The sequence below is a fragment of the Streptomyces musisoli genome (assembly GCF_016741855.1).
Lineage (GTDB): Bacteria > Actinomycetota > Actinomycetes > Streptomycetales > Streptomycetaceae > Streptomyces > Streptomyces musisoli.
The window spans coordinates 170,442-196,731 of sequence record NZ_JAERRH010000003.1 but is presented as its reverse complement, the minus strand read 5'-3'; the positions used below and the strand labels follow the sequence as shown (position 1 = coordinate 196,731).

Genomic DNA, 26,290 nt, shown 5'->3' with positions numbered 1-26,290 from the left:
TCAGTCCTTGTCGTTCTCGTCGTTGAGAGGAGCAAGAGCTCCGACGGGGAAGCGGTTGAGCGTTCCGGGCAGCCGGGAGCCGAGCGGCGCCATGCCGTCGTCCGCGCCGTGCCGGGCGAGCAGGTCCAGGGCGAGCCGGCCGCGCCGCACCCGCTCCCGGGCGGTGTCCAGGGTCACGTCCCGCAGGTGCGTGCCCCACGGGTAGATGCCGGGCGCCCTGGACAGCCCGAACTTCAGGTACAGCGGTGCGCCGCGCCGGATCAGCTCGGCGACCTCGTACATCCGGACGTAGCCGCCGAGGTCGTCCGGGGCCTCGATGTACATGTCCATCGGGGCGCCGGACACCCGGCGGATCTCGGTGAGGTGGTCCAGCGTCAGATCGCTGGGCACGTTGACGGAGTCGGCGCCGAGCCGCTCGTAGACGGCGTACGAGGCCGGGTTGACGGGGCCGATGAGCGCCGAGACCTTCAGCGTGGTGTCGGCCGGGATGATGCCGCCCGCGCGGGCCCGGTGCAGGGTCCACAGCACGCCCTCGTCGGCGACGAGCAGGCACTTGACGCCCAGTTCGGTGGCGCGGACGGCGTCCTCGACACAGCCGGCGACCGCGTCGTGGCCCCGCGCGCGCAGCCCGGCCCCCCGCGAGTCGGACCGCACCGAGCCTCCGATGTCCCAGGTGCCGCGCGGGCCGGTGAACAGGCAGAGTTCGATGTCGCGTTCGGCGGTGGCCCCGACCATCTCGGTGATCTCGGCGTCGGTGAGCATCCACACGCCGCTGCCCTGGCTGATCCGGTGGACCGGCACATCGAGGCGCGAGGCCTCCTTGAGGACGACCGCCAGCGCTTCGGGACCCTCGCACGAGGGGATCTCGGTGCGCCAGCGGCCGCCGCCCGGGAAGCTGTGGACGGAGGCGTCGGCGGGGTCGAGGGCGGGCGCGCCCAGGCCGAGTGCGGCGAGCGGCTGCTCACCGGGCCTGCGCACTGCCGGGGCGGAAGCGTCGTTCACTGGCTGTCCTTAGCATCCTGAGTGTTCGATATATCGGACGAGGTTCGCGGCGCTGGGCAGGGAAAGGCACCGGTGGTACGCCGGCCAGGGCGCCGTCAGGTCACGCCCCGACCGGCGTACGACTGGAGGGGCCCCGGGGTCCCTCGTCCGGATCACGCCGGGCTCACTGATCCGGCCCGATCCGGACGAAATCCCCTAGGGGCGGAGCAGCACCTTGCCCACCTTCGGATCACCGGCCCCCACCAGCTCGATGGCCTGGGAGAACTCGGTCAGCGGCAGCTCGTGCGTGATCAGCGGCAGCGGGTCCAGCAGTCCGGCGCCGAACACCCGCACGGTGTGCGCCCAGGCGGCCGGCGGCGCGCCGAAGACGGTGTGCACCTCCAGCTGCCGTACGACGAGTCCGGTGGGGTCGAGTCCGTCCGCGCCCGGCGCCGGGATGCCCGTCAGGACCAGCCGTCCGCCGCGCCGGAGCAGCGAGGCGGCGGTGCGCGCGGCGGACGCGGACCCGGCGGTCTCGATCACGACGTCGAAGTCGTCGGGCAGCTCCTGGTCGCTGAGCCGGAACCCGGTCGCGCCGAACCGCCGGGAGAGCGCCTCCCGTTCCCCGCGGGTGCCCACGACGAGCAGCTCCGCCGGCGAGACCGCCTTCAGGAACTGCACCGCGAACATGCCCAGCGTGCCCGTGCCGACCACCGCGACCCGCTCGCCCGGCCGGGCGTTCGCCTTCAGCGCCGCGGTCGCGACACAGGCGGCCGGCTCCAGCAGGGCGGCGGCGGTGAGGTCGGCGTCGTCCGGCAGCGGGTGCAGCAGCCGGGCCGGGAGGGTGAGCGTGGTGGCCATGGCCCCGGGCCGGGTGAAGCCGGTCTCCTCGTACCCCGCGCCGCACAGTGTGGTCTCACCCGCGTGACAGCGGTCGCAGACCTGGCAGTTGCGGAAACCCTCGCCGACGACCTTGCGGCCGACGAGGCCCTCCGGCACGTCCGCGCCCACCGCCCACACCGTCCCGGACCACTCGTGGCCGGGTGTGAGCGGGTAACGGACGTACCCCTCGGGCCGGGTGCCCTGGTACACCTCGCGGTCGCTGCCGCAGATGCCGACGGCGTGCACGGCGATCAGCGCCTCGCCCGGACCGGGGTCCCGGGGCGTGTGGTCCTCCACCCGATGGGCGCCCGGCGCCTCGATCAGGATCTGGGAACTCACTTCGTGCCCTTCGGCTTGCGCTGCTCCCAGCCCTCGGCCCACAGGTCGAACCGGGCCTGCTGCTGCGGGAACTCGGCCGCAGCGTCGACGTCCAGCTCGACGCCGAGACCGGGCGCGTCGGAGAGGTGGAAGTACCCGTCCACGACCTGCGGCGCCCCCTTGACCACCTTCTTGATCTCCGCGTCCGCGAAGTCGTTGAAGTGTTCGAGGATCTTGAAGTTCGGGGAGCTGAACCCGACTTGGAGGGAGGCGGCGGTGAGGACGGGCCCGCCGACGTTGTGCGGGGCGACGAGCATGTAGTGCGTCTCGGCGGTCGCGGCCAGCTTGCGGGTCTCCCAGATGCCGCCGAGGTGGCCGACGTCTGGCTGGATGATGTCCACGGCCTGGCTCTCGAACAGCTCGCGGAACTCGATCCGGTCGTGGATGCGCTCACCGGTGGCGACCGGGATGTCGACCTTGGCCGTGACCTTCTCCAGCGCCTTGAGGTTCTCCGGGGGTACGGGCTCCTCCAGCCAGGCGGGCTTGAACGGCGCCATCTCCCTGGCCAGCCGGACGGCGGTGGCGGGGGAGAAGCGGCCGTGCATCTCCAGCATCAGCTCGGCCTCCGGGCCGATGGCGTCCCGCACCGCCTCGATGAGCGAGACGGCGTACAGGGTCTCCTGGTGGTCCAGCTCGAAGTGGCCGGTGCCGAACGGGTCGATCTTCAGTGCCCGGTAACCGCGTTCCACGACCGCCTGCGCGGCCTTGTGGTACGCCTCCGGGGTCCGCTCGGTCGTGTACCACCCGTTGGCGTACGCCTTGACCTTGTCCGTCACCTTCCCGCCGAGCAGCTGCCACACCGGCACGCCCAGCGCCTTGCCCTTGATGTCCCAGCACGCCATCTCGACCACCGCGATGCCGGACATGACGATCTCGCCGGCCCGGCCGTAGTCGCCGTACTTCATCCGGCGCACCAGGTCCTCGACAGCGAACGGGTCCGATCCGAGAATGTGGTTGGCCTCGGCCTCGCGCAGATAACCGACGAGCGCGTCGGTGTGACCGAGCATCCGGGTCTCACCGACTCCCGTGATCCCCTCGTCGGTGTGCACCTGGACGTAGGTCAGGTTGCGCCACGGCGTGCCGACCACGTGCGTGCTGATTCCGGTGATGCGCACGGCAGTTGCCTCTCCGCTGTTCGAGATTTCGTCACACGTTCGAAATGTTGGCGTGACAGTAAGGACGGGGCGGCAAAGGTGTCAATGGGTCGAACAGGTAACGGTTTCGGCAAGGCTTTCGAGAACTCTTTCGATCTCGCACCAAACCTTCACAGGGGCGCCTGGAACCGGACCCGCGCGGACCTTAGTCTTCCCGCGTCATGGACTACTGCTCCCCGTGCCAACGGCACCTGAATGGCGCCCTGGCCTGCCCCGGGTGCGGAACTCCGGCCGACCGGCTCGCCGTCCCCGCGGCGGTGCCGGCCGGGCACGCGCACGGGTACGAGCAGAGCCATGCGCAGGCATCGGCCCCGTACGGGGGTCACCCGTACGAGGGGTCGTACGACGAGTCGTACAGCGAGCCGTACGACGAGCACCCCGGGCCTTACGGGGAGCACGCCGCGCCGTACGGCGGACCGTACGGCGGTCATGGGGAACCGGAGGGACCGGAAGGCCCGCGGGGGGCGGACGGAGCGGGCCGCCGGGACGAGCCGGACGAGCCGGTCCGGCCGGAGGAGGCCGGCGAGGACGACGAGCCCGCCGAGGGCGGTGCCCCGGCCGGCCGGCGCGCCGCCACCCGCGCCGATGCCCGTGCCGACGGCAGCCGGCGGGACCGCAAGGCCGCCGTGCACCGGCGCCGCCGGCGCCGCACCCTGCTGGTCGCGGCCGGCTTCGTGCTCGCGGCCGGCGGCCTCAGCCTCGCCGAACTCGGCACCGACGCGCCCTTCTCTCCCTTCTCCAGCGACACCCCGGCCCCGGCCGGTGACACCGCGGTGGACGGCGGGGCCGCCTCCACCGTGCCGGACCACACGGCCCAACCGGTCGACGCCGCCTCCGGCACCACCCCGAGTCACCGCGGCTCCGCATCCCCGGACGCCTCGGCCTCACCGTCCGCCTCCGCGTCCCCCCGAAAGACGGAGTCCGCGTCCCCCTCCGTCCAGGCCACCGGCAAGGCGCAGCAGTCGGCCACGACGGGCTCCGGGGCGACCGCCACCACCCCGGCCGCCCCGGCCGGCAGCTCGCCCTCGACCCCGACCGCCGCGCCGACGACCGCCGACCCCACCCCCGAGCCGTCGCCCACGAAGACCTGCGACCGCTTCCTCTGGTGGTGCACCTGAGTCCGGTGGTGCAGCCGAGTCCGGTACTGCTTCCGAGTCCGGTACTGCCTCCGAGTCCGGTGGTGTACCCGAGTCGCGCCCCGGTGCGCCCCGCGCCACCGTGTCCCCTCCGCCGTCCGGGGCATCCGTGACACCCGGGGCCCTCGCGGAGGTTGAGTCGAACGGGCACGTCCCGCCGTACCGATCCAGGTAACGCCCGAAGCCGGCGCGGGCGTTGCGCCGAGGGGGAACAGCGGGCAGTGGATCGGTCGAGGAGAGTGGATGTCGCAGCAGATCACCGTCCAGGGCACGGTCGCCGAGGGCTTCGAGCCGGTGCGCGAGGAGTTCGCGGCTGTCGCCGCCGGTGAAGGGGACGACTACGAGGGCCAGTTGTGCGCGTACGTCCACGGTCGCCGCGTCGTGGACCTGTGGACCGGCGCGGGCGTGACGGGTGACTCGCTGTACGGCGTGTACGCGGCCACGCAGGGTGCGGCGCACCTGGTCACCGCGCTGCTCGTGCAGGACGGCACGCTGGAGGTGGACCGCAAGGTCACCTACTACTGGCCGGAGTTCGCCGCCGAGGGCAAGGGCGCGCTGACGCTGCGGGACCTGCTCGCGCACCGGGCGGGGCTGGTCGGCACCGACACCGGCTTCAGCCGGGCCGAGCTGGCCGACGACCGGGTGATCGCCGAGCGCCTCGCCGACCAGCGGCCGTTCTGGCGGCCGGGCACGGCCTTCGGTCACCACGCGCTGGTGATCGGCGCGCTGACCGGTGAGATCGTCCGCCGGGCGACGGGCCGTACGCTCCAGGAGGTGTACGAGGAGCGGATCCGCGTCCCCCAGGGCCTCGACCTGTACCTGGGTCTGCCGGCCGCGCACGAGCCCCGGTTCCGCACGGTCCAGCCGATGCGGCCGACCCCCGCGCAGCAGGCGCGGCTCGACGCCGTGCCGGACGGCCCGTACACCCTCGCGTCGATCGCCTTCAACCGGCACGTCGCGGAGCCCACCGACCTGGAGAGCCTGCCGAACGAGCGGGTGATCCGCGCCAAGGGGCCCGCCTCGGTAGGCGGGACCGGCTCGGCACGCGGCCTCGCGGGCATGTACGCGGCGATGATCAGCGAGGTGGACGGCCGGACCCCGCTGCTGAAGGAGGACACGCTGGCGGAGTTCGGCCAGATCCACTCGGTGGGGTACGACCTGGTGGCCGGCGCCCACAAGTCCTTCGGCCTCGGTTTCCAGGCGACCGCCGACACCTGGCACCCCTTCCTGGGCGCCGGCACGCTGGGCCACAGCGGCGCGAACGGCGTCCAGGCCTTCGCGGACCCGCGCGGCGGCATCGCCTACGGCTACACGCGCCGGCGGTTCGCCTTCCCGGGGGGAGCCGCACCGGAGAACAACAGGCTGGCGGCGGCCGTCCAGGCGGCGGCCCTGGCGACCCGCTAGAGGCCCTGGGCGTGCCGTCCGGAGAGGTCGGTGACGCGGCCGGCTGGTGTTCGGCCGCTGATGCCAGGGCCTTCTGTTCGGATCCGGCCGGATCGGGGCGCGGTGCCAGGGTCCGCGAGCCCGGCACGGTCCGGAGGGCACGGCCCTGGCGGCATGACGCAGCCGCATCCCACGTCCAAGGATGCGGCTGCCGTTGTGCGCAACGACGAAGGTCAGACCAGCGTCACGGTGATGTTCCCGCGGGTCGCCTTCGAGTAGGGGCACACCTGGTGCGCCTTCTCGACCAGCTCCCGGGCCGCGTCGGCGGAGACGTTCGGAATGCTGGCCGAAATCTCCACGATGATCCCGAAACCGTCCTCGTTCTTGCCGATACCGACCTTGGCCGTGACCGTCGAGCCGGAGATGTCGGCACCCTCCTGCCGGGCCACGACACCGAGCGCCCCCTGGAAGCAGGCGCTGTATCCGGCGGCGAACAGCTGCTCCGGATTGGTGCCGGCGCCGTTGCCGCCCATCTCCTTGGGCGGGTTCACGACCACGTCGAGCTTGCCGTCGTCGGTGGCGACCCGGCCGTCGCGGCCGTTCTCGGCGGTGGCGACGGCGGTGTACAGGACGTCGGACTGCGTGATGGGCATGCGGTTGTCTCCTCCTAGGTCCGCCGCGACTCGCGCCCACGATCGACGACGGATTTCGGAAAGAAGTTACCGCATGCCGAAAACGTCGTGAAGGCTAGAGCTTGACGACCATCTTGCCGGTGTTGTCGCCGCGCAGCACCCCGAGGAACGCTTCCAGGTTGTTCTCGATGCCCTCGACCACGGTCTCCCGGTACTTCAGCGCCCCCGAGCCGACCCACGGGGCGACCTCCTGGACGAACTGCGGCTGGAGGTCGTAGTGGTCGCTGACCAGGAAGCCCTCGATCCGGCCGCGGGTCTGGATCAGCCGGGCGAGGTTCCTCGGGCCGGGGGCGGGCTCGGTGTTGTTGTAGACCGAGATCATGCCGCAGACCGCGATCCGGCCACCCTCGTTGAGCGACCCGATCGCCGCCTCCAGGTGGTCCCCGCCGACGTTGTCGAAGTAGACGTCGATGCCGTCGGGCGCGGCCTCGCGCAGCTGCTCGGCGACCGGGCCGTTCTTGTAGTTGAAGGCAGCGTCGAAGCCGTACTCCTCCACCAGCAGCTTGACCTTCTCGTCGGAGCCGGCCGAGCCGATGACCCGGGAGGCGCCCTTGAGCTTGGCGATCTGGCCCACCTGGCTGCCGACGGCGCCGGCCGCGCCCGACACGAACACGACGTCGCCCTCCTTGAGGGAGGCGGTGCGCAGCAGGCCGGCGTAGGCGGTCAGACCGGTCATGCCGAGGACGCCGAGGTACGCCGACAGGGGCGCGGCCCCCGCGTCCAGCTTGACGGCGTGCTGCGCGTCCACGGCCGCGTACTCGCGCCAGCCGAGGAAGTGCAGGACGTGGTCGCCGACCGCGATCCCCTCGGCGTTCGACTCGATCACCTCGCCGACCGCGCCGCCCTGCATGGCCTTGCCCAGCTCGAAGGGGGCGACGTACGACTTCGCGGCACTCATCCGGCCGCGCATGTACGGGTCGACGGAGAGGTACTTGTTCCGCACCAGCACCTGGCCCTCGCGCGGGGTCGGGACCGGCGCCTCGACCAGGGCGAAGTCCTCGGGCTTCGGCCAGCCGACGGGACGGCTGAGCAGGTGCCACTCGCGGTTGATCATGACGTGCCTTTCGGTGTTACTTCAGTACCTGAAACAACAATGCGCCTGAATATTTCATGATGTCAAGTAAGTGGCTATCATGTGGGCATGTCCACCCCATCGAGAACCCACCCTCCCGACGCCCTCACCATGGAGGTCGTCGAACTGATCGGTGACGTGGTGTCCCGGTTCTACGCGGACTACGAGAAGGCGGCGGGCGAGCACACGCTGACCGGTCCGCAGGCCCGGCTCCTCAGCCTGCTCCTGCTGGGCCCGCTGCCGATGCGCAAGCTGGCGCAGAAGCTGAAGTGCGAGCCGTCGAACGTGACCGGGATCGTCGACCGCCTGGAGTCCCGCGGACTGGTGGAGCGCCGCCCCGACCCGGCCGACCGCCGGGTGAAGGTGGCCGCCGCCACCGAGGAGGGCCGCCAGGTGGCCCGGCACCTGCGCGAGGGCCTCCACTTCGCCCGCGAGCCGCTCGCCGGACTGTCGGAGGAGGAACGGCGCTCCCTGCGGGACCTGCTGCGCCGCATGCTGGCCGGCTGACCGTCCCCTCGGCCGCGCCCAGCCAGTAGAGTCCTCGCCATGCGTGATCTTGGGGTGGGTTTCGGTTATCTGCTGAAGGGCCAGCGGTGGGTGGCGCGGCACGGCCGCCAGTTCGGGTTCGGGCTGCTGCCCGGCCTGATCACACTGGTGCTGTACGCGGCGGCGCTGACGGCCCTCGCCCTGTGGGGCGCGGACGCGGTCACCTGGGCGACCCCGTTCGCGGACGACTGGGGGAGCCCCTGGCAGGGCCTGTTCCGCGGCTTCCTGACGGCCGTCCTCTTCGCCCTCGGCCTGCTGCTGGCCGTGCTGACGTTCACGGCCGTCACCCTGCTGGTCGGCCAGCCCTTCTACGAGAACCTCTCGGAGAAGGTCGACGCCGACGTCTCGCCCGACGGCACCGCTCCCCGGTCGGACCTCCCGCTCTGGCGCGAGCTGTGGATATCGGCCCGGGACAGCCTGCGCGTGCTGGTCCGGGCCGCGCTGTGGGGCGTGCTGCTCTTCGCCCTCGGGTTCCTGCCCTTCGTCGGACAGACCGCCGTACCCGTGATCGGCTTCTTCGTCACCGGCTTCTTCCTCACCGAGGAACTCGCCGCCGTGGCCCTGCAGCGCCGGGGCGTCGAACTGCGCGCCCGCCTCGCCCTGTTCCGCTCCCGCAAGACCCTGGTCTGGGGCTTCGGCACCCCCCTGGGCCTGGCCTTCCTGGTTCCCTTCGTCGCGGTGTTCCTGATGCCGGGCGCGGTCGCGGGCGCCACGCTCCTCGCCCGTGACCTGCTGGGCGAGGAGAGCGCCGACGACGGCTCCGCCGCACCCGGTGCGCCCGGTGGACGGCCCGACACGGAGGACGTCACCCCATGACCCAGATACTCGCCGTCGCCGTCATCACGGTCCTCGCCGTGATCGCCCCCGGCGCGGACTTCGCGATGATCGTCCGCAACAGCTACCTGTACGGCCGCCGCACCGGTCTGCTCGCCGCCGTGGGCGTGGCGGCAGGCGTCCTGGTCCACGTCACGTACACCCTGCTCGGCGTCGGCCTGCTGATCGCCTCCTCCACCGCCCTGTTCACGGTGATCAAGCTGATCGGCGCCGCATACCTGGTGTACGTCGGCGTCCGCACCTACCGCACCCGCGGCGAAGTGCGCATCGACCTGGACGACAAGCGGGAGCTGACCCCGCTCGCCGCCCTGCGCACCGGCTTCCTCACCAACGTGCTCAACCCCAAGACGACCCTGTTCGTCGTCTCCACCTTCGCCCAGGTCGTCAGCCCGGACACCCCGCTCTACCAGCAGGCCGGCTACGGCCTGTTCATGTCGCTGGCCCACCTGCTGTGGTTCGGCGTGGTCGCCGCGTTCTTCTCGCACTCCCGGATGCGCGCCGTGATGCTGCGCGCCCAGAAGGTCCTCAACAAGGTGATCGGCTCCGTCCTGGCCGGCCTCGGCATCAGCCTCGCGTTCGCTCCGTCGCACTGAGCGCGACGGTCACGATCGACCGCACCTGCGCGATGATGTCCAGCCGGTTCTGTATGAACTCCGGGTCGGTGACCGTGCCGGTCGCCGGGTCGGTGTTGCCGGCGCCGAACCGGAGGACGGGCGTGTGCACATGCCCGCCGGGCAGGGTGCCGTGCAGGCCGAGCCGGTCCCGCAGCAGGGTGGCCCGGTAGGCGATCTCGTTGGAGAGGTAGTCGCCGCCGCCCCCGGCACGGGCCGTCGAACCGGGGGTCGGGCCGTCCGCCCGTACGACGGGACCGGTGCCCCCCGCCGGGATCTCGGTCACCTCCGTGTGGTCGTAGACCGGGAAGCGTCCCGTCCGCGCGGCCACGACGGCGGCGTACGGCAGCGTGGTGCCGGTCCACTGGGGCTGGGTCGCCGGATCGGTGACCGGGACGGTCTCCGTGCGCGAGACGTCGTCGTTGTCCGGGAAGCCGCCGCGCCAGGCGCCGTTGGTGCGCTCGACGTCGAACCGGCCGACGCGGCCCTGGCTCACGGTCGTGAACAGGTCGACGTGCGGCAGGTACGGCCGCAGCGTCCGCTCCACCGTGCCCTCGGCGAAGTCCTGCCAGCGCACCGGGAACACGACCGTCTCGACGCGCGCCGGGCCCCCGGCCGTCCGGATCACCGTGCCGTCGAGCGCGAGGGCGGCCGCCCCGGACGGGTTGGAGATGCGGATGTCCCGGTCGAGGGTGAAGGGGTCGAAGCCGGTGAGCAGGACGCGCCGCAGGTGGCCCTTCCCCGGATAGCGGACGTCGGTCTGCCCGCGCGAGGCCCGCTCCAGCCGGGTGAGCAACGCCGTCCGCTGCTCCTGCGTGAGGCCGAACCCCGGTTGCCAGGTACGCACCTGACGGGTCATCCCCAGCCGCGCCCAGTACAGCGGCCGGTCGTCGTCCAGGGACAGGTCCGCCCCTCGCTCACCACCCTGCCGGGCAAGCGCCCCGGGCCCGTCAGGCCCCCGCCCCTGTGCCCGTGCCACGGCCCGCCGCCACAGCGCGGTCCCCTCCCGTGCGACGACACGGCCGGCCTCCGCGTAGGAGCGCGTCCCCTCCAGCGCGCGGCCGAACCGCGGTGCCGCGTCGTAGAACCCCGAACGCCGCAGGATCTCCTGCGGTACGGCGCCGTCGAGCCGCTGTTCCTCGACGGTGGGGGAGGGGGCCGCGGGCGCGGCGGGTGCGGCGTCGGCCGCGGTGGCGGGGGTGGACAGGCCGGTCAGCAGGGCCAGGGCAAGGATGCCGAGGCGAAGACGTATGCGGGTCAAGGGGGTTCGGGTCCTTCCGTCGCTGTGGGGCGCGTGGTGCGGTGGACGGCGGCAGTATCGCGTGCCGGCGGCGGCCTACGCCATGGTGCGGGTGATCCCCTCGGCGTCCGCGGTGGTGCCGGTGATCCCCTCGGCCTGCGCCATGGTGCCGGTCATCCCCTCGGCCTGCGCGCACAACGTCCCGAGGAACGCCCGCACATGGGCCACCCGCGGCCGGGACCCGGCCCGCAGAGCCGAAGTACGGCGCCGTCCGCCGCGAGTTCCTCACCGGCGCCCCGCCCACCGGCATGACCGTCGAAGTCCCGCGCCTGTTCCGTCCTCAGGCCCAGGTGGAGATCGAGGCCGCGGCGGCGGTACCGGTGCGAAGGCGCGGGCGTTTGTGAAGGGTTCGTACGAGATCACCGCCGGACGCTCGATCGCCGTCCGCAGGCCCACCGCGCCGATTAACGTCTGATCCGGGACAGTCCCCGCACACCGGGGCCAAAGTCCCCCCGCGAGCAGCCCCGGTCCGGGACCTGACCCCTGGACCGGGGCTCGCGGCAACCCCCGTCGGCCGCCCGGAGAGCGGGCGGGGACGTGACGACAGGGCCCGGCGGACCGGTGCCCGGTCCGGCAGCCCCGGGTCACGGGTTCCGCGCCGTGATCCTCCGGTACGCGATCTCCGCCAGCTGGGCCTGGCCGTCCTTGCTGGGGTGGAACCAGTCCCAGTGGCTGAGCTGGCCCGTGCCGAAGCGGTAGTGGTACACCGCGTTGTCGTCGAAGCGGCAGCGACGGTCCTTGGCGCAGACCTCCTCGAGCACCTTGTTGTACTCCACCACCCGCCGCTGCACGCTGTCCCGGCGCAGCATCGCCGCGCCGGTCAGATCGTCCGCGTCGGCCAGCATCGACGGGCAGATGCCCAGCTTCCACACCTGCTTGCCCAGCATGTTCGTCCGGCCCTCGGACCACAGCCGCTTCAGATCCGGCACGCTCGACACGTACACCTGCGTCTTCGGCTGCGCCGAGCGCAGCGTGCCCATCGCCTCCTCGAAGTCCGCGCGGAACTCGGCCACCGAGGTCATCGCCGACGCCGAGGACCGGCAGGCGTCGTTCCCGCCCACCATCACCGTCACCAGATCCGGAGCGTGGGAGGCGGCCTGCTCCATCTGCTCGGGCAGATCGGCCATCCGGGCGCCGGTCACCGCGTAGTTCCAGCTGTGCTCCGCCGCCCCCGCCGCACCCAGCAGCCGCACCGCCAGGCTGTCCACCCGGGCGTCGCTGCCCGTCGCCCACGACGCCTCCGGGCAGTCCGACAGCACCGTGCACGCGTCGAAGCCGCGGGTGATGGAGTCGCCCACCGCGGCGATCGACTCCGGGCTGCGGTCCCACACCGGAGGCCGGGCCGCGCGCGCCTTGGTCCCCTCGGGCCGTGGCGCGCTCCCGTCCCCGCCGTCACAGCCGGCGGCCCCCACCACCACGGCCGCCACGACGGCGAGAGCGGTCCGCACACGGTGGCTTCGCTTCCGCATCCCTGCTGTTCCCCTCGCTCGACGGTCCGGTGCTCCCTCACATAACAACGTGCGAGGGTTCCCGGCCGGGCGCCCGGGAACGGCGTACCCCCGTACAAGCGTCCCCCTGGGTGAATGGCGACGGTTTCCTGGCACCGGGACCGACGGTACGTCACACTCCTTGCGCCGCCGCAGGGTAGCCTCGCCATCAGCGCGGCCGTTGTGCCACTGCCGCCCAGCCAGACCGCAAGATGTCCCGCTCTGCCCGGAGGTTCCGGTGACGACACGTGGAGTTCTGTACGTGCACTCCGCGCCGCGCGCGCTGTGCCCGCACGTCGAGTGGGCGGTCGCCGGGGTGCTCGGCACGCGCGTCAGCCTGGACTGGATCCGGCAGCCCGCGGCCCCCGGCACCTGGCGTTCGGAATTCTCCTGGCAGGGCGAGGCCGGCACCGCCTCCAAGCTGGCCTCCGCCCTGCGCGGCTGGCACCTGCTGCGCTTCGAGGTCACCGCCGAGCCCTGCCCGACCGCCGAGGGCGAGCGCTACAGCTGCACCCCCGACCTCGGCATCTACCACGCCGTCACCGGCATCCACGGAGACATCCTCATCCCCGAGGACCGCCTGCGCGCGGCCCTGACCCGATCCCAGCGCGGCGAGACCGATCTGGAAGCGGAGATCGCCAAGCTCCTGGGCAAGCCCTGGGACGACGAACTGGAGCCCTTCCGCTACGCGGGCGAGGGCGCCCCGGTGCGCTGGCTGCACCAGGTGGTGTGAACGCCCGAAGGGGCGCGGGGCCGTGCCGATGTGCGGCTCCACCGCGCGGGCCCGACCAGCCACAGGGGACCCGCATCCGGCGACGACGGGATCCGTCGACGGCGAAGGGCCCGGCCTCCAGCACAGGAGACCGGGCCCTTACGCGTCAGGGGACTCAGATCGTCCGGAACGCCAGCACCACGTTGTGCCCGCCGAACCCGAACGAGTCGTTCAGCGCGGCGATACGGCCCTCGGGCAGCTGACGCGCCTCACCGACGACCACGTCCGCGTTGACCTCGGGGTCGAGTTCGCGCACGTTGATGGTCGGCGGAGCCGTGCGGTTCACCAGCGCCAGGATCGACGCGACGGTCTCGATGCCACCGGCGCCACCGAGCAGGTGACCGGTCATCGACTTGGTCGCGGAGATCGCCATGTGGTCGACGTCGTCGCCGAACACCTTCCGCAGCGCCTTGATCTCGGCGACGTCGCCCTGCGGCGTGGAGGTCGCGTGCGCGTTCACGTGCACGATCTCGGCCGGCTTCAGGTCGGTGTGGTCCAGCAGGTTCTGCAGCGCGTGCGCGATGCCGTTGCCGGACGGCTCGGGCTGCGTGATGTGGTGGCCGTCGGCGGAGATGCCCTGGCCGATCGCCTCGGCGTAGATCCGGGCGCCGCGGGCCTTCGCGTGCTCCTCGGACTCCAGGACGATCACACCGGCGCCCTCGCCGAGCACGAAGCCGTCACGGCCGGAGTCGTAGGGACGCGAGGCGCCCTTCGGGTCGTCGTTGTTCTTGGACATCGCCATCATGTTGCCGAACGCCGCGATGGGCAGCGGGTGGATGGCGGCCTCGGTACCACCGGCCACGACCACGTCCGCACGCCCGGTGCGGATCATCTCGATCGCGTACCCGATGGCCTCAGCGCCCGAGGCGCAGGCGGAGACGGGGGTGTGCACACCCGCGCGGGCGCCCAGCTCGATCCCGACGTTGGCCGCCGGGGAGTTGGGCATCAGCATCGGCACGGTGTGCGGGGAGACGCGGCGTACGCCCTTCTCCTTGAGGATGTCGTACTGGTCCAGCAGGGTCGTCACGCCGCCGATGCCGGAGGCGATGACCGCACCGAGACGGTCGGGGTTCACGGACGCGTCCTCACCGGCCTTGGCGGTGAAACCGGCGTCCTTCCAGGCCTCCTGGGCGGCGATCAGCGCGAACTGCGCGGACCGGTCCAGCTTGCGGGCCTGCGGGCGCGGGATGATCTCACCCGGCTCGACGGCGATCTGCGCGGCGATCCGGACCGGCAGCTCCGCCGCCCACTCCTTTTCGAGCAGGCTGACGCCGGACTTGCCGGCGACGAGGGCCGCCCAGGTCGAGGCTGCGTCGCCACCCAGCGGTGTGGTTGCGCCGATACCGGTGACGACCACGGTGCGATTGGTCGGGCTCACGGGAATTCTTTCTCCAACGGATACGGGAGGACTACCCCCGCGTCTGCGGGGATTACGGCGCCACCGCCGGGTGGCGGGGCCTCGCAGCCTTGGCCTACGGAATGGCTCAGGCCTGGTGCTTGAGGATGTAGTCGGTCGCGTCGCCGACGGTCTTGAGGTTCTTGACGTCCTCGTCGGGGATCTTCACGTCGAAGCGCTCTTCGGCGGCGACGACGACCTCGACCATGGACAGCGAGTCGACGTCCAGGTCGTCGGTGAAGGACTTGTCCAGCTGGACGTCCTCGGTGGGGATCCCGGCGATCTCGTTCACGATCTCGGCGAGACCGGCGACGATCTCTTCCTGAGTGGCGGCCATGTCAGGCGCTCCTTCTTCGATAATCCAGACGGTTTGTGGCAGGTGTATCCGTTCCGGACCGCATGATCCGGCACGGAGTGCCTAGGGGAGGGTAACGACCGTGGCGGCGTAGACGAGACCCGCCCCGAATCCGATGACGAGCGCGGTGTCGCCGCTCTTCGCCTCCCCGGTCGCCAGGAGCCGCTCCATCGCGAGCGGGATCGAGGCGGCCGAGGTGTTGCCGGTGGTGCGGATGTCACGGGCGACCGTGACGTGCTCCGGCAGCTTCAGTGTCTTCACCATCGAGTCGATGATCCGCACATTGGCCTGGTGCGGAATGAAGACGTCCAGGTCGTCCGGGGTGATTCCGGCCGCGTCCAGCGCCTGCTGGGCGACCTTCGCCATCTCGAACACGGCCCAGCGGAACACCGCCTGGCCCTCCTGCGTGATCGCAGGGAACTTGACGTTGCCCTCGCTGTCGACGGGCAGTTCGGTGAGGTCGCCGATCCTGAACCGGTCCCAGGGGACGGTCTGCTTGATGGTCCCGGACTTGTCGCCCTCGGAACCCCACACGGTCGGGCCGATCGCCGGCTCCTTGGAGGGGCCGACCACGACCGCGCCGGCGCCGTCACCGAACAGGAACGCGGTCGCGCGGTCCTCCAGGTCGGTCAGGTCGCTCAGCCGCTCCACGCCGATGACGAGCACGTACTCGGCGGAACCTTCCACCACCATGCCCTTGGCGAGGGTCAGGCCGTAGCCGAAGCCCGCGCAGCCGGCCGAGATGTCGAAGGCGGCGGCCTTGTCGGTGCCGAGCTTGTCGGCGATCTCGGTGGCGACGGCCGGGGTCTGGCTGAAGTGCGAGACGGTCGAGACGACCACGGCGCCGATCTGCTCGGCGTCGATGCCCGCGTCGGCGATCGCCTTGCCGGCGGCCTCGACGGACATCGCGGCGACCGTCTCCTCGGGACCCGCCCAGTGCCGGGTCTCGATGCCGGAGCGGGAGCGGATCCACTCGTCGGACGAGTCGATCTTCTCGAGGATCACCTCGTTGGGCACCACCCGGGTCGGCCGGTAGCCGCCGACGCCGAGGATGCGCGCATACGGGGCGCCCTTGCTGGGCTTGATCTTCGACATGCTCTCGGGCTCCTTGTCAGGCGCCCGCCGCGTCAGCGGCAGGTGTGGACGCCTCTGCGATCAGCTCGCGGGCAGCGTCGAGGTCGGCAGGGGTCTTCAGGGCGAGGGTCTTGACGCCGGGCAGGGCCCGCTTGGCCAGGCCGGTCAGGGTGCCACCCGGGCACACCTCGACGAGCGCGGTGACGCCCAGCTTCCCGAACGTCTCCATGCACAGGTCCCAGCGGACCGGGTTGGCGACCTGGCCGACCAGCCGCTCCAGCACCTCGGCACCGGACGCGACGGTCTGGCCGTCCTTGTTGGAGACGTAGGTGACCCGGGGGTCGGCCGGCGTCAGCTCCGCCGCGGCCGCGGCCAGGGTCTCGACAGCGGGGGCCATGTGACGGGTGTGGAAGGCGCCGGCGACCTTCAGCGCGACGACCTTGCGGACGCCCTCGGGCTTGTCCTCGTTCAGCGCGGCCAGCTGCTCCAGCGTGCCCGCGGCGACGATCTGGCCCGCGCCGTTGATGTTCGCCGGGGTCAGGCCCAGCTTCTCCAGGTGCGGGAGGGTCACGTCGGGGTCGCCGCCGAGCAGCGCCGCCATGCCGGTCTCGGTGACCGCGGCGGCGTCGGCCATCGCCAGACCCCGCTTGCGGACCAGACGCAGGGCGGCCGTGTCGTCCAGGATGCCGGCGAAGGCGGCGGCGGTGATCTCGCCGACGCTGTGGCCCGCGACCGCGCCCGGGACGATCTCGGGGCCCGCCGCGTCCGCGAAGGAGTAGGCACCGAGTGCCGCGGCGGACAGGATGCCGGCGGCGACCAGCAGCGGCTGGGCCACGGCGGTGTCACGGATGGCGTCGGCATCGGCCTGGGTGCCGTAGTGGACCAGGTCCAGTCCGATGGCGTCCGACCACGCGGCGACGCGGTCCGCGGCGCCGGGCAGTTCGAGCCAGGGGGTCAGGAAGCCGGGCGTCTGGGCGCCCTGGCCGGGAGCGACGAGTACGAGCACTCTCACACTCTCTCTTGGGGACGGGCACGGCCGCCCGTGGGGACAGGGACGAAGAACACGAAGGGCTTTTGTGGGCCCCCGACAAAACCCTATGCCTGGGCTTCACCGTCGGCCAGACGCCCCAGGATGAGGGCGATCCGCAGTGTGAACGCGGATCGTACATCCGATGGCGACCAGCCGGTGACGTCTGTCACACGTCGGAGCCGGTAGCGCACGGTGTTCGGGTGAACGAAGAGCATCCTCGCCGCGCCTTCCAGGCTGCTCGCCTGCTCCAGGTACACACTCAGGGTTTCCAGGAGCGCCGAGCCCGCCTCCTCCAACGGTCTGTAGATCTCCTCCACCAGCTGCTCGCGGGCACCGGGATCGCCCGCGATGGCCCGCTCCGGCAGGAGATCGTCCGCCAGCACCGGACGCGGCGCGTCCTGCCAGGCGGTACATGCCTTCAGCCCCGCGGCGGCGGCCTGCGCGGACCGGGTGGCGGCCAGCAGGTCGGGCACGACGGGACCCGCGACGACCGGGCCGGCGGCGAACGGCCCGATCAGCGACCTGGCGACGGCGAGGGGGTTGTCGCTGCCGCCCGCGATGACGACGAGCCGGTCCCCGAGCACCCCGGTGAGCACCTGGAGCTTGGCGTGCCGGGATGCCCTGCGGATGGCCTCCACGGTCAGCTCGCTGTCCCCGTCGGGCGCGGTCCCGAGCACGACGCACACGTGCTCGGGCGAGTTCCAGCCGAGGGCGGCGGCCCGGCTCACGGCGCCCTCGTCCGCCTCCCCGCTGAGCACGGCGTTCACGACCAGCGACTCCAGCCGGGCGTCCCAGGCACCCCGTGCCTCGGCGGCCTGGGCGTACACCTGGGCCGTGGCGAAGGCGATCTCCCGGGCGTACACCAGCAGCGCCTCACGCAGCACGCTCTCGTCCCCCGGAGCCGCCACCTCGTCGATCGCGGACTCCATGACCTCGATGGTGGTGCGCACCATCTCCACGGTCTGCCGCAGCGTGATGGCCCGGGTCAGCTCACGCGGCGCCGTCCCGAAGACGTCCGTGGAGATCGCCTGGGGCGCGTCCGGGCGCCGGAACCACTCCGTGAAGGCCGCGATGCCCGCCTGGGCGACGAGACCGATCCAGGAACGGTTCTCCGGCGGCATGGCCCGGTACCACGGCAGGGTCTCGTCCATGCGCGCGATGGCCTGCGCGGCGAGGCTCCCGGAGGACTTCTCCAGCCGCTTCAGGGTCGCGGAGTGCGCGTGGACGTCGTGGGCTGCGGGGTCGCCGTGGTGGGATTCGGGTTCGGGCACGGGGACAAGACTGCCTTATCCGGACGGGCCCATGCGTAGCCGGGTCGGAGGTGAGGTCTACGGTGGTGCCCGTGATGGACGTACGGCGCGCCGGCGAGCGCTACCGCGGAGGGGACCCGGAGGCCGGGATCGACACCCGCCACGCCTTCTCCTTCGGCCCGCACTACGACCCCGAGAACCTGCGGTTCGGCGCGCTGATCGCCTGCAACGAGGAGCGGCTGGCTCCCGGCGCCGGTTTCGGCGAACACCCGCACAGCCACACCGAGATCGTCACCTGGGTGGTCGGGGGCGAGCTGACCCACCGCGACTCGGCGGGCCACGAGACGCGGGTACGCCCCGGGGACGTCCAGCACCTCAGCGCGGCGGCCGGCGTCCGCCACGTCGAGCGCAACGACGGCGACGCGCCGCTGACCTTCGTCCAGATGTGGCTGGCGCCACGGGAGCCGGGCGGCGACCCCTCGTACGCCCTCGTCCCGGGCATCGCCGACTCCACCCCCTACGCCCTCCCGGCCGCGGGCGCGATGCTCCACGTACGCCGCCCGGGCCCGGGGGAGCGGACGGCGGTGCCGGCCGCGGCGTACGTGTACGTGCACGTCGTGCGCGGTGAGGTCGAACTGGCCGGACAGACGCTGGGGGCGGGCGACGCGGCGCGCATCACGGGGGCGGAAGGTGCGGAGGCGGTGGCGGTGACCTCCGCCGAACTGCTGCTGTGGGAGATGGCGCCGTAGCCGGGTCGGTTCCCGCGTTCCTCCGCGGCGCCTTCCTCCTCAGCCCCGCAGCTCTCCCAGCACCGCGTCCGTGAACACCGGCCACGCCTCGATCGCCCAGGGACCGAACGCGCGGTCCGTCAGGGCGACCCCGGCCGCCCCGGCGTCGGGGTCGATCCACAGGAACGTGCCGGACTGACCGAAGTGCCCGAACGTCCGGGGGGACGACGCGGAACCCGTCCAGTGCGGAGCCTTGCCGTCCCGGATCTCGAAGCCGAGCCCCCAGTCGTTGGGGTTCTGGTGGCCGTAGGCCGGCAGGACACCCTTCCTGCCGGGGTACTGCACGGTCATCGCCGCCGCCACCGTCCGCGGATCCAGCAGCCGCGGCGCCTGCACCTCCGCCGCGAACCGCAGCAGGTCCCCGACCGTCGACACCCCGTCCTTCGCCGGCGACCCCACGAGCGACGTCGCCGTCATGCCCAGCGGCTCCAGCACGGCCTGCCGCAGATAGTCCCCGAACGGAATGTCCGTCGCCTTGGCGATGTGGTCCCCGAGCTGCTCGAACCCGGCGTTGGAGTACAGCCGCCGCTCTCCGGGCGGAGCCGTCACCCGGTGCTCGTCGAAGGCCAGGCCGGAGGTGTGCGCGAGCAGATGGCGGACCGTCGACCCGGGCGGACCGGCCGGCTCGTCCAGCTCGATCGCGCCCTCCTCGTAGGCGACGAGTGCCGCGTAGGCCGCCAGCAGCTTGGTGACGGAGGCGAGCGGAAAGCGGTGCCCGACGGGACCGTGCGTCCCGAGGACGGCCCCGTCGGCTCGTACGACACCCGCCGCGGCGGTGGGGACGGGCCAGTTCTCGATCAGCGCCAGGCTCTGCAACGACATGCGTCCGAGCCTATGCGGCTCACAGCAGCAGCCGCATCGAAGGGTCCGGATCGCGCGTGAAGCCGAGGGAGGCGTACAGCGGCTCGGCCTCCGGCGAGGCGTTGAGCAGCACGTGCCCGGCGCCCCGCGCCCGGAACCAGGCCAGCAGTTCCTCCATGCACGCGCGCGCGTACCCGCGGCGCCGGGCGTCCGGGTCGGTCGCGACACTGAAGACGTGGCCGACCCGCCCGTGCGGATTCCCGGGCTTGCCCACGCGGTAGTCCAGCGTCCCGGCCGCCAGCGCGGCCAGCGCCCCGGGCCGGTCCGCACGGTCCGCGACGAAGGCGACGAAGTTCCCGTCCTCCTCGGCGAGCCGCTCCCGCAGCGTCGGCAGCGACTCGGCGTGCCACTCGGTGGACCCGGCTTGCCCCGTGCCCCACAGCGAGTCGATCATCACTTGCCGCAGTCGCAGCACTTCTCCGGCATCCTCGGGCCGGGCCCGGCGTACAAGAGTCATGCGGGGCACGCTAGTCACCGGCCCCCGGCCGGGTCCCGTTCTTTTATTACCGGGGGCGGCTTGCTTGGAGTGCACTCGAAGGTCATAGCGTGGGGGCATGACGGTGATGCAGACCACGCCGGCGGCCACCGAGGACGCCACCCCCGCCGACATCTGCTCCGCCCCGCCCCGGCGTCACCCCCGCCCCGACGGCCAGGACCGGTACACGATCAGCGAGGTCGTCGCGTTCACCGGTCTCACCGCACACACCCTGCGCTGGTACGAGCGGATCGGCCTGATGCCGCACGTGGACCGCTCGCACACCGGCCAGCGCCGCTACACCAACCGCGACCTGGACTGGCTGGACTTCGTGAGCAAGCTCCGGCTGACCGGCATGCCGGTGGCGGACATGGTCCGGTACGCGGAACTGGTCAGGATGGGCGAGGACACGTACGGGGAGCGGCGGGCCCTGCTGGAGTCGACCCGCAGGGACGTCCTGGACCGGATCGCCGAACTGCGGGACACGCTCGCCGTGCTCGACCGGAAGATCGGCTTCTACGCCACGGAGGGCACCGCGGGCGCCCGCCAGGACCTCTCCTCCTGATCATGCCGGGCTCGCGGGCCTGATCCGGCCCGCTCCGGACGGACGTCCTAGAGTTCGGCCAGCAGCTCGGCCTTCTTGCTGGAGAACTCCTCGTCGGTGACCAGCCCGGCCTGATGCAGCTCCCCGAGATGCCGGATCCGCTCGGCGATGTCGGCGGGGTCGCGCCGTGCCGGGGCCGGTACCACCGGTACCGGCCCTCGGGTGCGCACGGCCGCCAGGACCGCTGCCGCGAACGGCAGCGACTCGTGCACCGGCCCGTACCCGAGTCCGAACACCACCGAGGCGGGATCCTGGTCGGGCTGCGCGGGCGCCGCCGGGTCGGCCGAGCGCCTGATCAGCCGCAGGTGCCCCTCGAAGACCTCCGGCGACCGCCACTCCAGCCCGCTCAGGTCGGCGACCGTGAAGCTCTGGTCGCCGGCCTTCCACTTCGCCGAGGAGGCCCCCGTCCAGGACCAGCGGAACTGCACCGACGTCCCGTCGAAGGACGCCTTGCCGTCGTACGCCTTGAAGTGCAGCGGCGCCTCGGGCGGCGCCACCAGGTGCCGATCGGCCGGCCCGGACTCGGTCAGCAGCCCCTTCAACTCGTCGGCGTAGTACTCCGCGAGGGTCTCCCGCTCGGCCGGCAGCACCAGCCGGTAGGGGTCGGAGCCCTCCTTCAGCTGCCCGTCGGCCGCGTCCATCAGCGGATCGGCGCCGGGACGTGGCCGCAGACGCAGGACGACCGTGCCGCGCTTGCCCGGGGCGAGGGTCACGCCCTCCACCGCGGAGAGCGGGATCCGCCGCTCCCCGAGCGCCTGGAACAGCTTCGGTGTTCGAATCCCCCGTTCGTAGCGGATGAGCACGGAGTCGGACTCGAACTCCCAGACGGCATGAAAACCCGCCAGTACGTCACCCATGCGGCTCATCGTATGCGGCACGTGCCCCTCCGTCGCCACCCGCGCAGACCGCACTTCCTGCTGTTTCTACGCGCGTCCGGCCGTCGTCGTGCCGGACAGACCGGACCGGCACGCATCGTCCTCCCGTGCACACGTCACCGCCTCGTACGCGCCCACGCCGATGTCGGCGAGGTTGCGCAGGCTGTCCGTGCCGGGCTGGAAGTAACCGCTGTGCCCCTGGGCGTCCCGGGCCGACAGCACCCGTGCCCCGAAGCCGGAACCCACCGGGTCGGCGCCGTGGCCGAGGCCGCCCAGCTCCAGGTACGGCACGTCCTGCACCCAGTCGCTGGCGTCCCGCATGGCCCACACCCGGGCCGTCGTGCCCAGGTGCGAGGCCTTCGTGACGCGCATGCCGGGGCTCGCGGCCACCGCTATGTCGGAGACCCGGCGGGGCATGCCGTGCGCGGCCACCCCGCAGAGCACCGAACCGTAGCTGTGACAGAACATCGACACCGGGGCCCGGCCGGGCAGCGCGCGCAGCAGCGCGTTCAGCCGCACGGCACCCTCCCCGGCGCGCAGGCCGGTGGCCGCGTCCACCCCGAGCCCGTTGGGCGAGGTGTAGTCGGCCCAGGCGATCACGGCCGTGGGGGTCGAGGGGCTCGCCGTGCGCTCGGCCGCGTACAGGGCCTTGGCCATGCCGACCGGGGCGCTGTACGGGCGGTAGGTCCGCTGGAAGGTGAGCAGGTCGGTGTCGACGCCGGGGACGACGACCGAGATCCGCCGGGCCGAGTCCAGGTCGCCGAACACCTCGGCGATCCGGCCCGAGCCCTCGGGGTCGAAGGCGAGGATCTGCCGGCCGGGGGTCAGCAGGGACTCGTAGCGGTGCATGCGGCTGCCCGCGTCCTGCCGGCCGGCCGGGCTGATCCGGCTGTCGTGCATCCGTGTGCGCTCGACCTTGCGGGCCTGCTCCAGCGCGATGCGGTTGGCCCGGTAGCGCAGGGAGGCGGGGGCACCGTTCATGTTGCCGACCGCGAGCGCGTAGCGGTGGGCGAGACGGTCGTGGTCGTGGGGGGTGAGCGAGGCGAAGAAGCGGCCGAGCCGCGCCGGGGCGGCGTCGGGGTCCGGCAGCCGGAGGCCGTGGATGCGGCCGTGCTCCCACTTGTCGAGCGAGGCCTGAAGCGCCGACGACTCCCGGTGGGTGTGCAGGGCGGTCCAGCCGGTGGTCGCGAGCATCACGAACACCACGGCCAGGGCAGGCAGTGCGCGCCAGACGTTGAGTTGCGGGGAGGTGTCGAAGGAAGTCACTGGGAGGACACACTAGGAGAACGGGCGGGTCTCGGGGTAACCGAGTGACAGGGATCACGTTTTGGTGGGCGGTGGACGCTGCGCCGGTGATCTCGGGGCAGCCGCGCCGGAGTTCAGCGCACACCGCGTCCGCGATTCATCGGACGGGGTGTCAACGGCCTCGGGTGGCGCGCCAGTTTCCCGTGAGCGCCGAACCCACCTGATCGAGGTACGTCGCGGTGAGCATACGGATCGATTCCGGGCCGAAATCCTCGTTCGTGCACCAATGCCGTTCCGTGACTCTTATCACCCCGCCGAACACGGCCACCGCCAGCCGGGGTCGCGGATCGGTGTCCACGTCGACGCCCTCCCGCTCGGCCAGCACGCGCGCGAGGGTCTCCTCCGTGGCCGCCGACCGGCGCAGATGGGCGGCGAGCAGCGCGGGGGTCGACTCGATCGTCCGGTACATGCGCAGGTGCAGCTCGACCGGGACGACCGACTCGACGGTCTCGCAGATCGCGTCCCAGCCCTCCAGGAACGCCTGCCGCAGGGCCTTCATCGGCGCCTCGTGCGGCGGGCGCGCGCGTACGGCCGCCACGAAGGCCGCCTCCGTCATCTCCTGGACCGTGAAGGCGACGTCCTCCTTGCCCGCGAAGTAACGGAAGAAGGTGCGCTGGGAGACGTCGACGGCCTCGACGATCTCGTCGATGGTGGTCTGCTCGTACCCCTGCGTGGTGAACAGTTCGAGAGCGGCCCGCAGCAGTGCTTCCCGGGTACGCCGCTTCTTCCGCTCGCGCAGCGTCTCCAATGGCCCCTCTTTCCGTGCACGTCCTTCCGGCTCAGCCTATGCCGCCGATGCCGTGTCAGTCACCGACTAGTGAATTCGTTTGTCAACTGTCAGTGGCTGTCACTAGCCTCGGAGTATGACTAGTCAGACCACCATCGACACCACGGGGCCGGGGGACAAAGCGTCGGCAGCCACGTCGGAGCCGACCCCGGCCGCGGGGCTGCGCGGCCATCCGTGGCTCACTCTCCTCACCGTCGCCGTCGGGGTCATGATGGTGGCCCTCGACGGCACCATCGTGGCGATCGCCAACCCGGCGATCGGCAGGGATCTGCACGCCAGCTGGGCCCAGCTGCAGTGGATCACCAACGCCTACTTCCTGGCCCTGGCGGTCTCCCTGATCACCGCGGGCAAGCTCGGTGACCGCTTCGGCCACCGGCAGACCTTCCTCATCGGCGTGACCGGCTTCGCCACGGCCTCCGGCGCCATCGGCCTGTCGAACAGCATCGCCGCGGTCGTCACGTTCCGCGTGTTCCAGGGCCTGTTCGGCGCGCTGCTGATGCCGGCCGCGCTCGGCCTGCTGCGGGCCACCTTCCCGGCCGAGAAGCTCAACATGGCGATCGGCATCTGGGGCATGGTGATCGGCGCGTCCACGGCGGGCGGCCCGATCCTCGGCGGAGTCCTCGTCGAGCACGTCAACTGGCAGTCGGTGTTCTTCGTCAACGTGCCGGTCGGCGCCCTCGCCCTCCTGATGGGCTCGCTGATCCTGCGCGACCACCGCGCCCAAAACGCCCCGCGGTCCTTCGACATCCTCGGCATCGTCCTGCTCTCGGGCGCGATGTTCTGCCTGGTCTGGGCCCTCATCAAGGCCCCCGCCTGGGGCTGGGGCGACGGCAGGACCTGGCTGTTCGTCGTCGTCTCGGTCGTCGGCTTCGCCCTCTTCTCCTTCTGGGAGACGAGGGTGAGGGAGCCGCTGATCCCGCTGGCGCTGTTCCGCTCGGTCCCGCTGTCCGCCGGCGTCGTCCTGATGGTCCTCATGGCCATCGCGTTCATGGGCGGGCTGTTCTTCGTCACCTTCTACCTCCAGAACGTGCACGGCATGAGCCCGATCGACGCGGGCCTGCACCTGCTGCCGCTGACCGGCATGATGATCGTGGGCTCCCCGCTGGCCGGCGCGATGATCACCAAGCTCGGCCCGCGCGTCCCGCTGGCGGGCGGCATGGCCGTCACCGCGATCGCCATGTACGGCATGTCCACGCTCGAGGAGAACACCGGCAGCGGCGTGATGTCCGTCTGGTTCGCCCTGCTCGGCCTCGGCCTCGCGCCGGTCATGGTCGGCGCCACCGAGGTCATCGTCGGCAACGCCCCGATGGAGCTGTCCGGCGTGGCGGGCGGTCTGCAGCAGGCCGCGATGCAGATCGGCGGCAGCCTGGGCACGGCCGTCCTCGGCGCGGTGATGGCCTCCAAGGTCGACAGCACCCTCGCGGACAACTGGGCGGGCGCCGGCCTGCCGAAGCTGCCCCCGCGGCAGCTGCACCAGGCGGCCGAGGCCGTCCAGCAGGGGGTCGCCCCCGTGGCCAAGGGCACGCCGGAACCGGTCGCCGCGAAGATCACCGAGGTGGCCCACCACACCTTCGTCTCGGGCATGAGCCTCGCCTCCCTGGTGGCGGCGGGCGTGGCGGCGGTCGCCGTCCTGGTCGCGCTGCTCACCAAGCGGGGCGCGAACGCGGAGGCGGGCGCCGGCGTGGGCCACATCTGATCCCGCGTCTCATGCCTCTTCCGGGCGGAGTTCCCCTATCAGGGTGACTGCGCTGAAGATCCCTGGCTCCCGGCACGCGCCGCAGGTCACAGTGGGTCAAGTCCTCCGCAGGGCATGGGGGACCACTGGGCCGCGGTGCGCGCCGCTGGAGGGGGGCGGCGCGCGCAGGTCTGCCCCGGCGGAACCGGGGTACCCGCACTCCGAAGCCGAACTGTCCATATGCCTCAGGGAGTTGATGATGGCGGGCTTCGGGCACGGAACGCGCGGGTACCCCCGGTCACGTGGCCGCACGTGGCAACGGACCGGGCCGGACCGCGCAACGCTCGGGATCATCGGTGCCATCTGCGCGGTGGCCGGCTTCTTCGCGCTGGGCGTCGTCCTCGGCCCCGTCGCGATGTTCTGCGGCTGGCAGTCGATGGGCCGCAAGTGGTCCGGTGACCGCAACGTCCCGGCCCTGGTGGCCCTGATCCTGGGCGCGATCGACACCTTGCTGGCCCTCATCGCCCTGGCGGGCGCGGCCACGTGGAGCCATGGCCTGCTCTAGCGCCTGCCGTTCGGAGCGGGCC

Annotated in this window: 28 protein-coding genes; 10 read left to right on the top strand and 18 right to left on the bottom strand. The window is 72.0% G+C overall.

Translation table 11 applies throughout. The features are described from left to right. The 3 genes from JK361_RS09135 to JK361_RS09125 form a co-directional block, all read right to left on the bottom strand. Complete coding sequence (locus JK361_RS09135) at positions 1-1,002, bottom strand: hypothetical protein (protein WP_201815213.1); 1,002 nt, start codon at positions 1,000-1,002, stop codon at positions 1-3. Between the two features lie 195 nt (positions 1,003-1,197). After that, positions 1,198-2,202: a zinc-dependent alcohol dehydrogenase gene (locus JK361_RS09130; RefSeq protein WP_201815212.1), complete on the bottom strand. Its 1,005-nt coding sequence runs from the start codon at positions 2,200-2,202 to the stop codon at positions 1,198-1,200. Continuing rightward, complete coding sequence (locus JK361_RS09125; RefSeq protein ID WP_201815211.1) at positions 2,199-3,356, bottom strand: mandelate racemase/muconate lactonizing enzyme family protein; 1,158 nt, start codon at positions 3,354-3,356, stop codon at positions 2,199-2,201. The genes JK361_RS09130 and JK361_RS09125 overlap by 4 nt, the downstream gene beginning before the upstream one ends. A 200-nt stretch (positions 3,357-3,556) precedes the next feature. Between JK361_RS09125 and JK361_RS09120 the strand changes: the two genes are divergently transcribed. Both JK361_RS09120 and JK361_RS09115 read left to right on the top strand, forming a co-directional pair. Continuing rightward, positions 3,557-4,513 (top strand): SCO2400 family protein, encoded by a 957-nt coding sequence (locus JK361_RS09120; protein WP_201815210.1) that lies wholly within the window; start codon positions 3,557-3,559, stop codon positions 4,511-4,513. Between the two features lie 261 nt (positions 4,514-4,774). Continuing rightward, a complete protein-coding gene (locus tag JK361_RS09115) occupies positions 4,775-5,935 on the top strand; it encodes a serine hydrolase domain-containing protein (RefSeq protein WP_201815209.1) in 1,161 nt (386 codons plus the stop codon). A 212-nt stretch (positions 5,936-6,147) separates the two neighbouring features. Here the strand turns inward: JK361_RS09115 and JK361_RS09110 are convergent, their stop codons facing one another. Beyond that, positions 6,148-6,567 carry an organic hydroperoxide resistance protein gene (locus JK361_RS09110; RefSeq protein WP_201815208.1) on the bottom strand — a complete coding sequence of 140 codons (420 nt, stop codon included), beginning with the start codon at positions 6,565-6,567 and terminating at the stop codon, positions 6,148-6,150. Positions 6,568-6,661: 94 nt separating this feature from the next. Beyond that, entirely contained in the window at positions 6,662-7,660 is a 999-nt protein-coding gene (locus tag JK361_RS09105) for an NADP-dependent oxidoreductase (protein ID WP_201815207.1), read from the bottom strand. 87 nt (positions 7,661-7,747) lie between these two features. On the opposite strand from JK361_RS09105, the gene JK361_RS09100 reads away from it, so the two are divergent. From JK361_RS09100 to JK361_RS09090, 3 genes are read left to right on the top strand one after another with little or no spacing between them, the layout of a single operon-like run. Further along, positions 7,748-8,185, top strand: a complete 438-nt coding sequence (locus JK361_RS09100; protein WP_201815206.1) for a MarR family winged helix-turn-helix transcriptional regulator — start codon at positions 7,748-7,750, stop codon at positions 8,183-8,185. Positions 8,186-8,224: 39 nt separating this feature from the next. Beyond that, positions 8,225-9,040: an EI24 domain-containing protein gene (locus JK361_RS09095; RefSeq protein WP_201815205.1), complete on the top strand. Its 816-nt coding sequence runs from the start codon at positions 8,225-8,227 to the stop codon at positions 9,038-9,040. Then, positions 9,037-9,651: a LysE family translocator gene (locus JK361_RS09090; protein WP_201815204.1), complete on the top strand. Its 615-nt coding sequence runs from the start codon at positions 9,037-9,039 to the stop codon at positions 9,649-9,651. Before JK361_RS09095 ends, JK361_RS09090 begins: the two co-directional genes overlap by 4 nt. Here the strand turns inward: JK361_RS09090 and JK361_RS09085 are convergent. The 3 genes from JK361_RS09085 to JK361_RS09080 all read right to left on the bottom strand — a co-directional run bounded on the left by JK361_RS09085 (position 9,623) and on the right by JK361_RS09080 (position 12,438). Further along, positions 9,623-10,930 carry a pyroglutamyl-peptidase I gene (locus tag JK361_RS09085; RefSeq protein ID WP_201815203.1) on the bottom strand — a complete coding sequence of 436 codons (1,308 nt, stop codon included), beginning with the start codon at positions 10,928-10,930 and terminating at the stop codon, positions 9,623-9,625. The genes JK361_RS09090 and JK361_RS09085 overlap by 29 nt on opposite strands. A 75-nt stretch (positions 10,931-11,005) precedes the next feature. Further along, positions 11,006-11,128 carry a hypothetical protein gene (locus tag JK361_RS42015; RefSeq protein WP_268983132.1) on the bottom strand — a complete coding sequence of 41 codons (123 nt, stop codon included), beginning with the start codon at positions 11,126-11,128 and terminating at the stop codon, positions 11,006-11,008. A gap of 425 nt (positions 11,129-11,553) precedes the next feature. Continuing rightward, entirely contained in the window at positions 11,554-12,438 is an 885-nt protein-coding gene (locus tag JK361_RS09080; RefSeq protein ID WP_201815202.1) for an SGNH/GDSL hydrolase family protein, read from the bottom strand. A gap of 256 nt (positions 12,439-12,694) precedes the next feature. On the opposite strand from JK361_RS09080, the gene JK361_RS09075 reads away from it, so the two are divergent. After that, positions 12,695-13,189, top strand: a complete 495-nt coding sequence (locus JK361_RS09075) for a DUF3145 domain-containing protein (RefSeq protein WP_201815201.1) — start codon at positions 12,695-12,697, stop codon at positions 13,187-13,189. Positions 13,190-13,343: 154 nt separating this feature from the next. Here JK361_RS09075 and fabF read toward each other — a convergent pair whose 3' ends face one another. The 5 genes from fabF to fasR form a co-directional block, all read right to left on the bottom strand. Continuing rightward, the gene (gene fabF, locus JK361_RS09070) at positions 13,344-14,606 is read right to left on the bottom strand and encodes a beta-ketoacyl-ACP synthase II (RefSeq protein WP_201815200.1); all 1,263 of its coding nucleotides are present in this window, start codon (positions 14,604-14,606) and stop codon (positions 13,344-13,346) included. Positions 14,607-14,712: 106 nt separating this feature from the next. Next, the gene (locus JK361_RS09065) at positions 14,713-14,961 is read right to left on the bottom strand and encodes an acyl carrier protein (protein ID WP_018545314.1); all 249 of its coding nucleotides are present in this window, start codon (positions 14,959-14,961) and stop codon (positions 14,713-14,715) included. Between the two features lie 81 nt (positions 14,962-15,042). Beyond that, complete coding sequence (locus JK361_RS09060; RefSeq protein ID WP_201815199.1) at positions 15,043-16,074, bottom strand: ketoacyl-ACP synthase III; 1,032 nt, start codon at positions 16,072-16,074, stop codon at positions 15,043-15,045. 16 nt (positions 16,075-16,090) lie between these two features. Continuing rightward, positions 16,091-17,059 carry an ACP S-malonyltransferase gene (locus JK361_RS09055; protein ID WP_201815198.1) on the bottom strand — a complete coding sequence of 323 codons (969 nt, stop codon included), beginning with the start codon at positions 17,057-17,059 and terminating at the stop codon, positions 16,091-16,093. An 89-nt stretch (positions 17,060-17,148) separates the two neighbouring features. Further along, the gene (gene fasR, locus JK361_RS09050) at positions 17,149-18,354 is read right to left on the bottom strand and encodes a fatty acid biosynthesis transcriptional regulator FasR (RefSeq protein ID WP_201815197.1); all 1,206 of its coding nucleotides are present in this window, start codon (positions 18,352-18,354) and stop codon (positions 17,149-17,151) included. Positions 18,355-18,428: 74 nt separating this feature from the next. On the opposite strand from fasR, the gene JK361_RS09045 reads away from it, so the two are divergent. After that, on the top strand, positions 18,429-19,082 hold the full coding sequence (locus JK361_RS09045) for a pirin family protein (RefSeq protein ID WP_201816017.1): 654 nt from the start codon (positions 18,429-18,431) through the stop codon (positions 19,080-19,082). A 39-nt stretch (positions 19,083-19,121) separates the two neighbouring features. On the opposite strand, the gene JK361_RS09040 is transcribed toward JK361_RS09045, so the two are convergent. Beyond that, a complete protein-coding gene (locus tag JK361_RS09040) occupies positions 19,122-19,943 on the bottom strand; it encodes a serine hydrolase domain-containing protein (protein WP_201815196.1) in 822 nt (273 codons plus the stop codon). Positions 19,944-19,962: 19 nt separating this feature from the next. Continuing rightward, entirely contained in the window at positions 19,963-20,439 is a 477-nt protein-coding gene (locus JK361_RS09035) for a GNAT family N-acetyltransferase (protein ID WP_201815195.1), read from the bottom strand. A 97-nt stretch (positions 20,440-20,536) separates the two neighbouring features. Here JK361_RS09035 and JK361_RS09030 point away from each other — a divergent pair, with 97 nt between their 5' ends. Beyond that, entirely contained in the window at positions 20,537-21,022 is a 486-nt protein-coding gene (locus tag JK361_RS09030) for a MerR family transcriptional regulator (protein WP_201815194.1), read from the top strand. Positions 21,023-21,069: 47 nt separating this feature from the next. Here JK361_RS09030 and JK361_RS09025 read toward each other — a convergent pair whose 3' ends face one another. From JK361_RS09025 to JK361_RS09015, 3 genes are all read right to left on the bottom strand, one after another. Then, entirely contained in the window at positions 21,070-21,918 is an 849-nt protein-coding gene (locus tag JK361_RS09025; protein WP_201815193.1) for a DUF4429 domain-containing protein, read from the bottom strand. A 66-nt stretch (positions 21,919-21,984) separates the two neighbouring features. Beyond that, positions 21,985-23,202, bottom strand: coding sequence for an alpha/beta hydrolase (locus tag JK361_RS09020; protein ID WP_201815192.1), 1,218 nt, complete (start codon positions 23,200-23,202; stop codon positions 21,985-21,987). Between the two features lie 151 nt (positions 23,203-23,353). Further along, positions 23,354-23,989 (bottom strand): TetR family transcriptional regulator, encoded by a 636-nt coding sequence (locus JK361_RS09015; protein WP_201815191.1) that lies wholly within the window; start codon positions 23,987-23,989, stop codon positions 23,354-23,356. Between the two features lie 115 nt (positions 23,990-24,104). Between JK361_RS09015 and JK361_RS09010 the strand changes: the two genes are divergently transcribed. Both JK361_RS09010 and JK361_RS09005 read left to right on the top strand, forming a co-directional pair. After that, positions 24,105-25,724: an MFS transporter gene (locus JK361_RS09010; RefSeq protein ID WP_201815190.1), complete on the top strand. Its 1,620-nt coding sequence runs from the start codon at positions 24,105-24,107 to the stop codon at positions 25,722-25,724. A 235-nt stretch (positions 25,725-25,959) separates the two neighbouring features. Further along, positions 25,960-26,268, top strand: coding sequence for a small hydrophobic protein (locus tag JK361_RS09005; protein ID WP_201815189.1), 309 nt, complete (start codon positions 25,960-25,962; stop codon positions 26,266-26,268). Positions 26,269-26,290 lie beyond the last annotated feature (22 nt).

What these genes read in the sequence shown, in the direction of transcription:
- JK361_RS09090 (WP_201815204.1), top strand. Translation starts at nt 9,037, where the DNA reads ATGACCCAGATACTCGCCGTCGCCGTCATCACGGTCCTCGCCGTGATC.
- JK361_RS09040 (WP_201815196.1), bottom strand. Translation starts at nt 19,943, where the DNA reads ATGTCGTTGCAGAGCCTGGCGCTGATCGAGAACTGGCCCGTCCCCACC.
- JK361_RS09030 (WP_201815194.1), top strand. Translation starts at nt 20,537, where the DNA reads ATGACGGTGATGCAGACCACGCCGGCGGCCACCGAGGACGCCACCCCC.
- JK361_RS09080 (WP_201815202.1), bottom strand. Translation starts at nt 12,438, where the DNA reads ATGCGGAAGCGAAGCCACCGTGTGCGGACCGCTCTCGCCGTCGTGGCG.
- JK361_RS09010 (WP_201815190.1), top strand. Translation starts at nt 24,105, where the DNA reads ATGACTAGTCAGACCACCATCGACACCACGGGGCCGGGGGACAAAGCG.
- JK361_RS09095 (WP_201815205.1), top strand. Translation starts at nt 8,225, where the DNA reads ATGCGTGATCTTGGGGTGGGTTTCGGTTATCTGCTGAAGGGCCAGCGG.
- JK361_RS09110 (WP_201815208.1), bottom strand. Translation starts at nt 6,567, where the DNA reads ATGCCCATCACGCAGTCCGACGTCCTGTACACCGCCGTCGCCACCGCC.
- JK361_RS09045 (WP_201816017.1), top strand. Translation starts at nt 18,429, where the DNA reads ATGGACGTACGGCGCGCCGGCGAGCGCTACCGCGGAGGGGACCCGGAG.
- JK361_RS09025 (WP_201815193.1), bottom strand. Translation starts at nt 21,918, where the DNA reads ATGGGTGACGTACTGGCGGGTTTTCATGCCGTCTGGGAGTTCGAGTCC.
- JK361_RS09065 (WP_018545314.1), bottom strand. Translation starts at nt 14,961, where the DNA reads ATGGCCGCCACTCAGGAAGAGATCGTCGCCGGTCTCGCCGAGATCGTG.
- JK361_RS09120 (WP_201815210.1), top strand. Translation starts at nt 3,557, where the DNA reads ATGGACTACTGCTCCCCGTGCCAACGGCACCTGAATGGCGCCCTGGCC.
- JK361_RS09035 (WP_201815195.1), bottom strand. Translation starts at nt 20,439, where the DNA reads ATGACTCTTGTACGCCGGGCCCGGCCCGAGGATGCCGGAGAAGTGCTG.
- JK361_RS09105 (WP_201815207.1), bottom strand. Translation starts at nt 7,660, where the DNA reads ATGATCAACCGCGAGTGGCACCTGCTCAGCCGTCCCGTCGGCTGGCCG.
- JK361_RS09060 (WP_201815199.1), bottom strand. Translation starts at nt 16,074, where the DNA reads ATGTCGAAGATCAAGCCCAGCAAGGGCGCCCCGTATGCGCGCATCCTC.
- JK361_RS09005 (WP_201815189.1), top strand. Translation starts at nt 25,960, where the DNA reads ATGATGGCGGGCTTCGGGCACGGAACGCGCGGGTACCCCCGGTCACGT.
- JK361_RS09115 (WP_201815209.1), top strand. Translation starts at nt 4,775, where the DNA reads ATGTCGCAGCAGATCACCGTCCAGGGCACGGTCGCCGAGGGCTTCGAG.
- JK361_RS09100 (WP_201815206.1), top strand. Translation starts at nt 7,748, where the DNA reads ATGTCCACCCCATCGAGAACCCACCCTCCCGACGCCCTCACCATGGAG.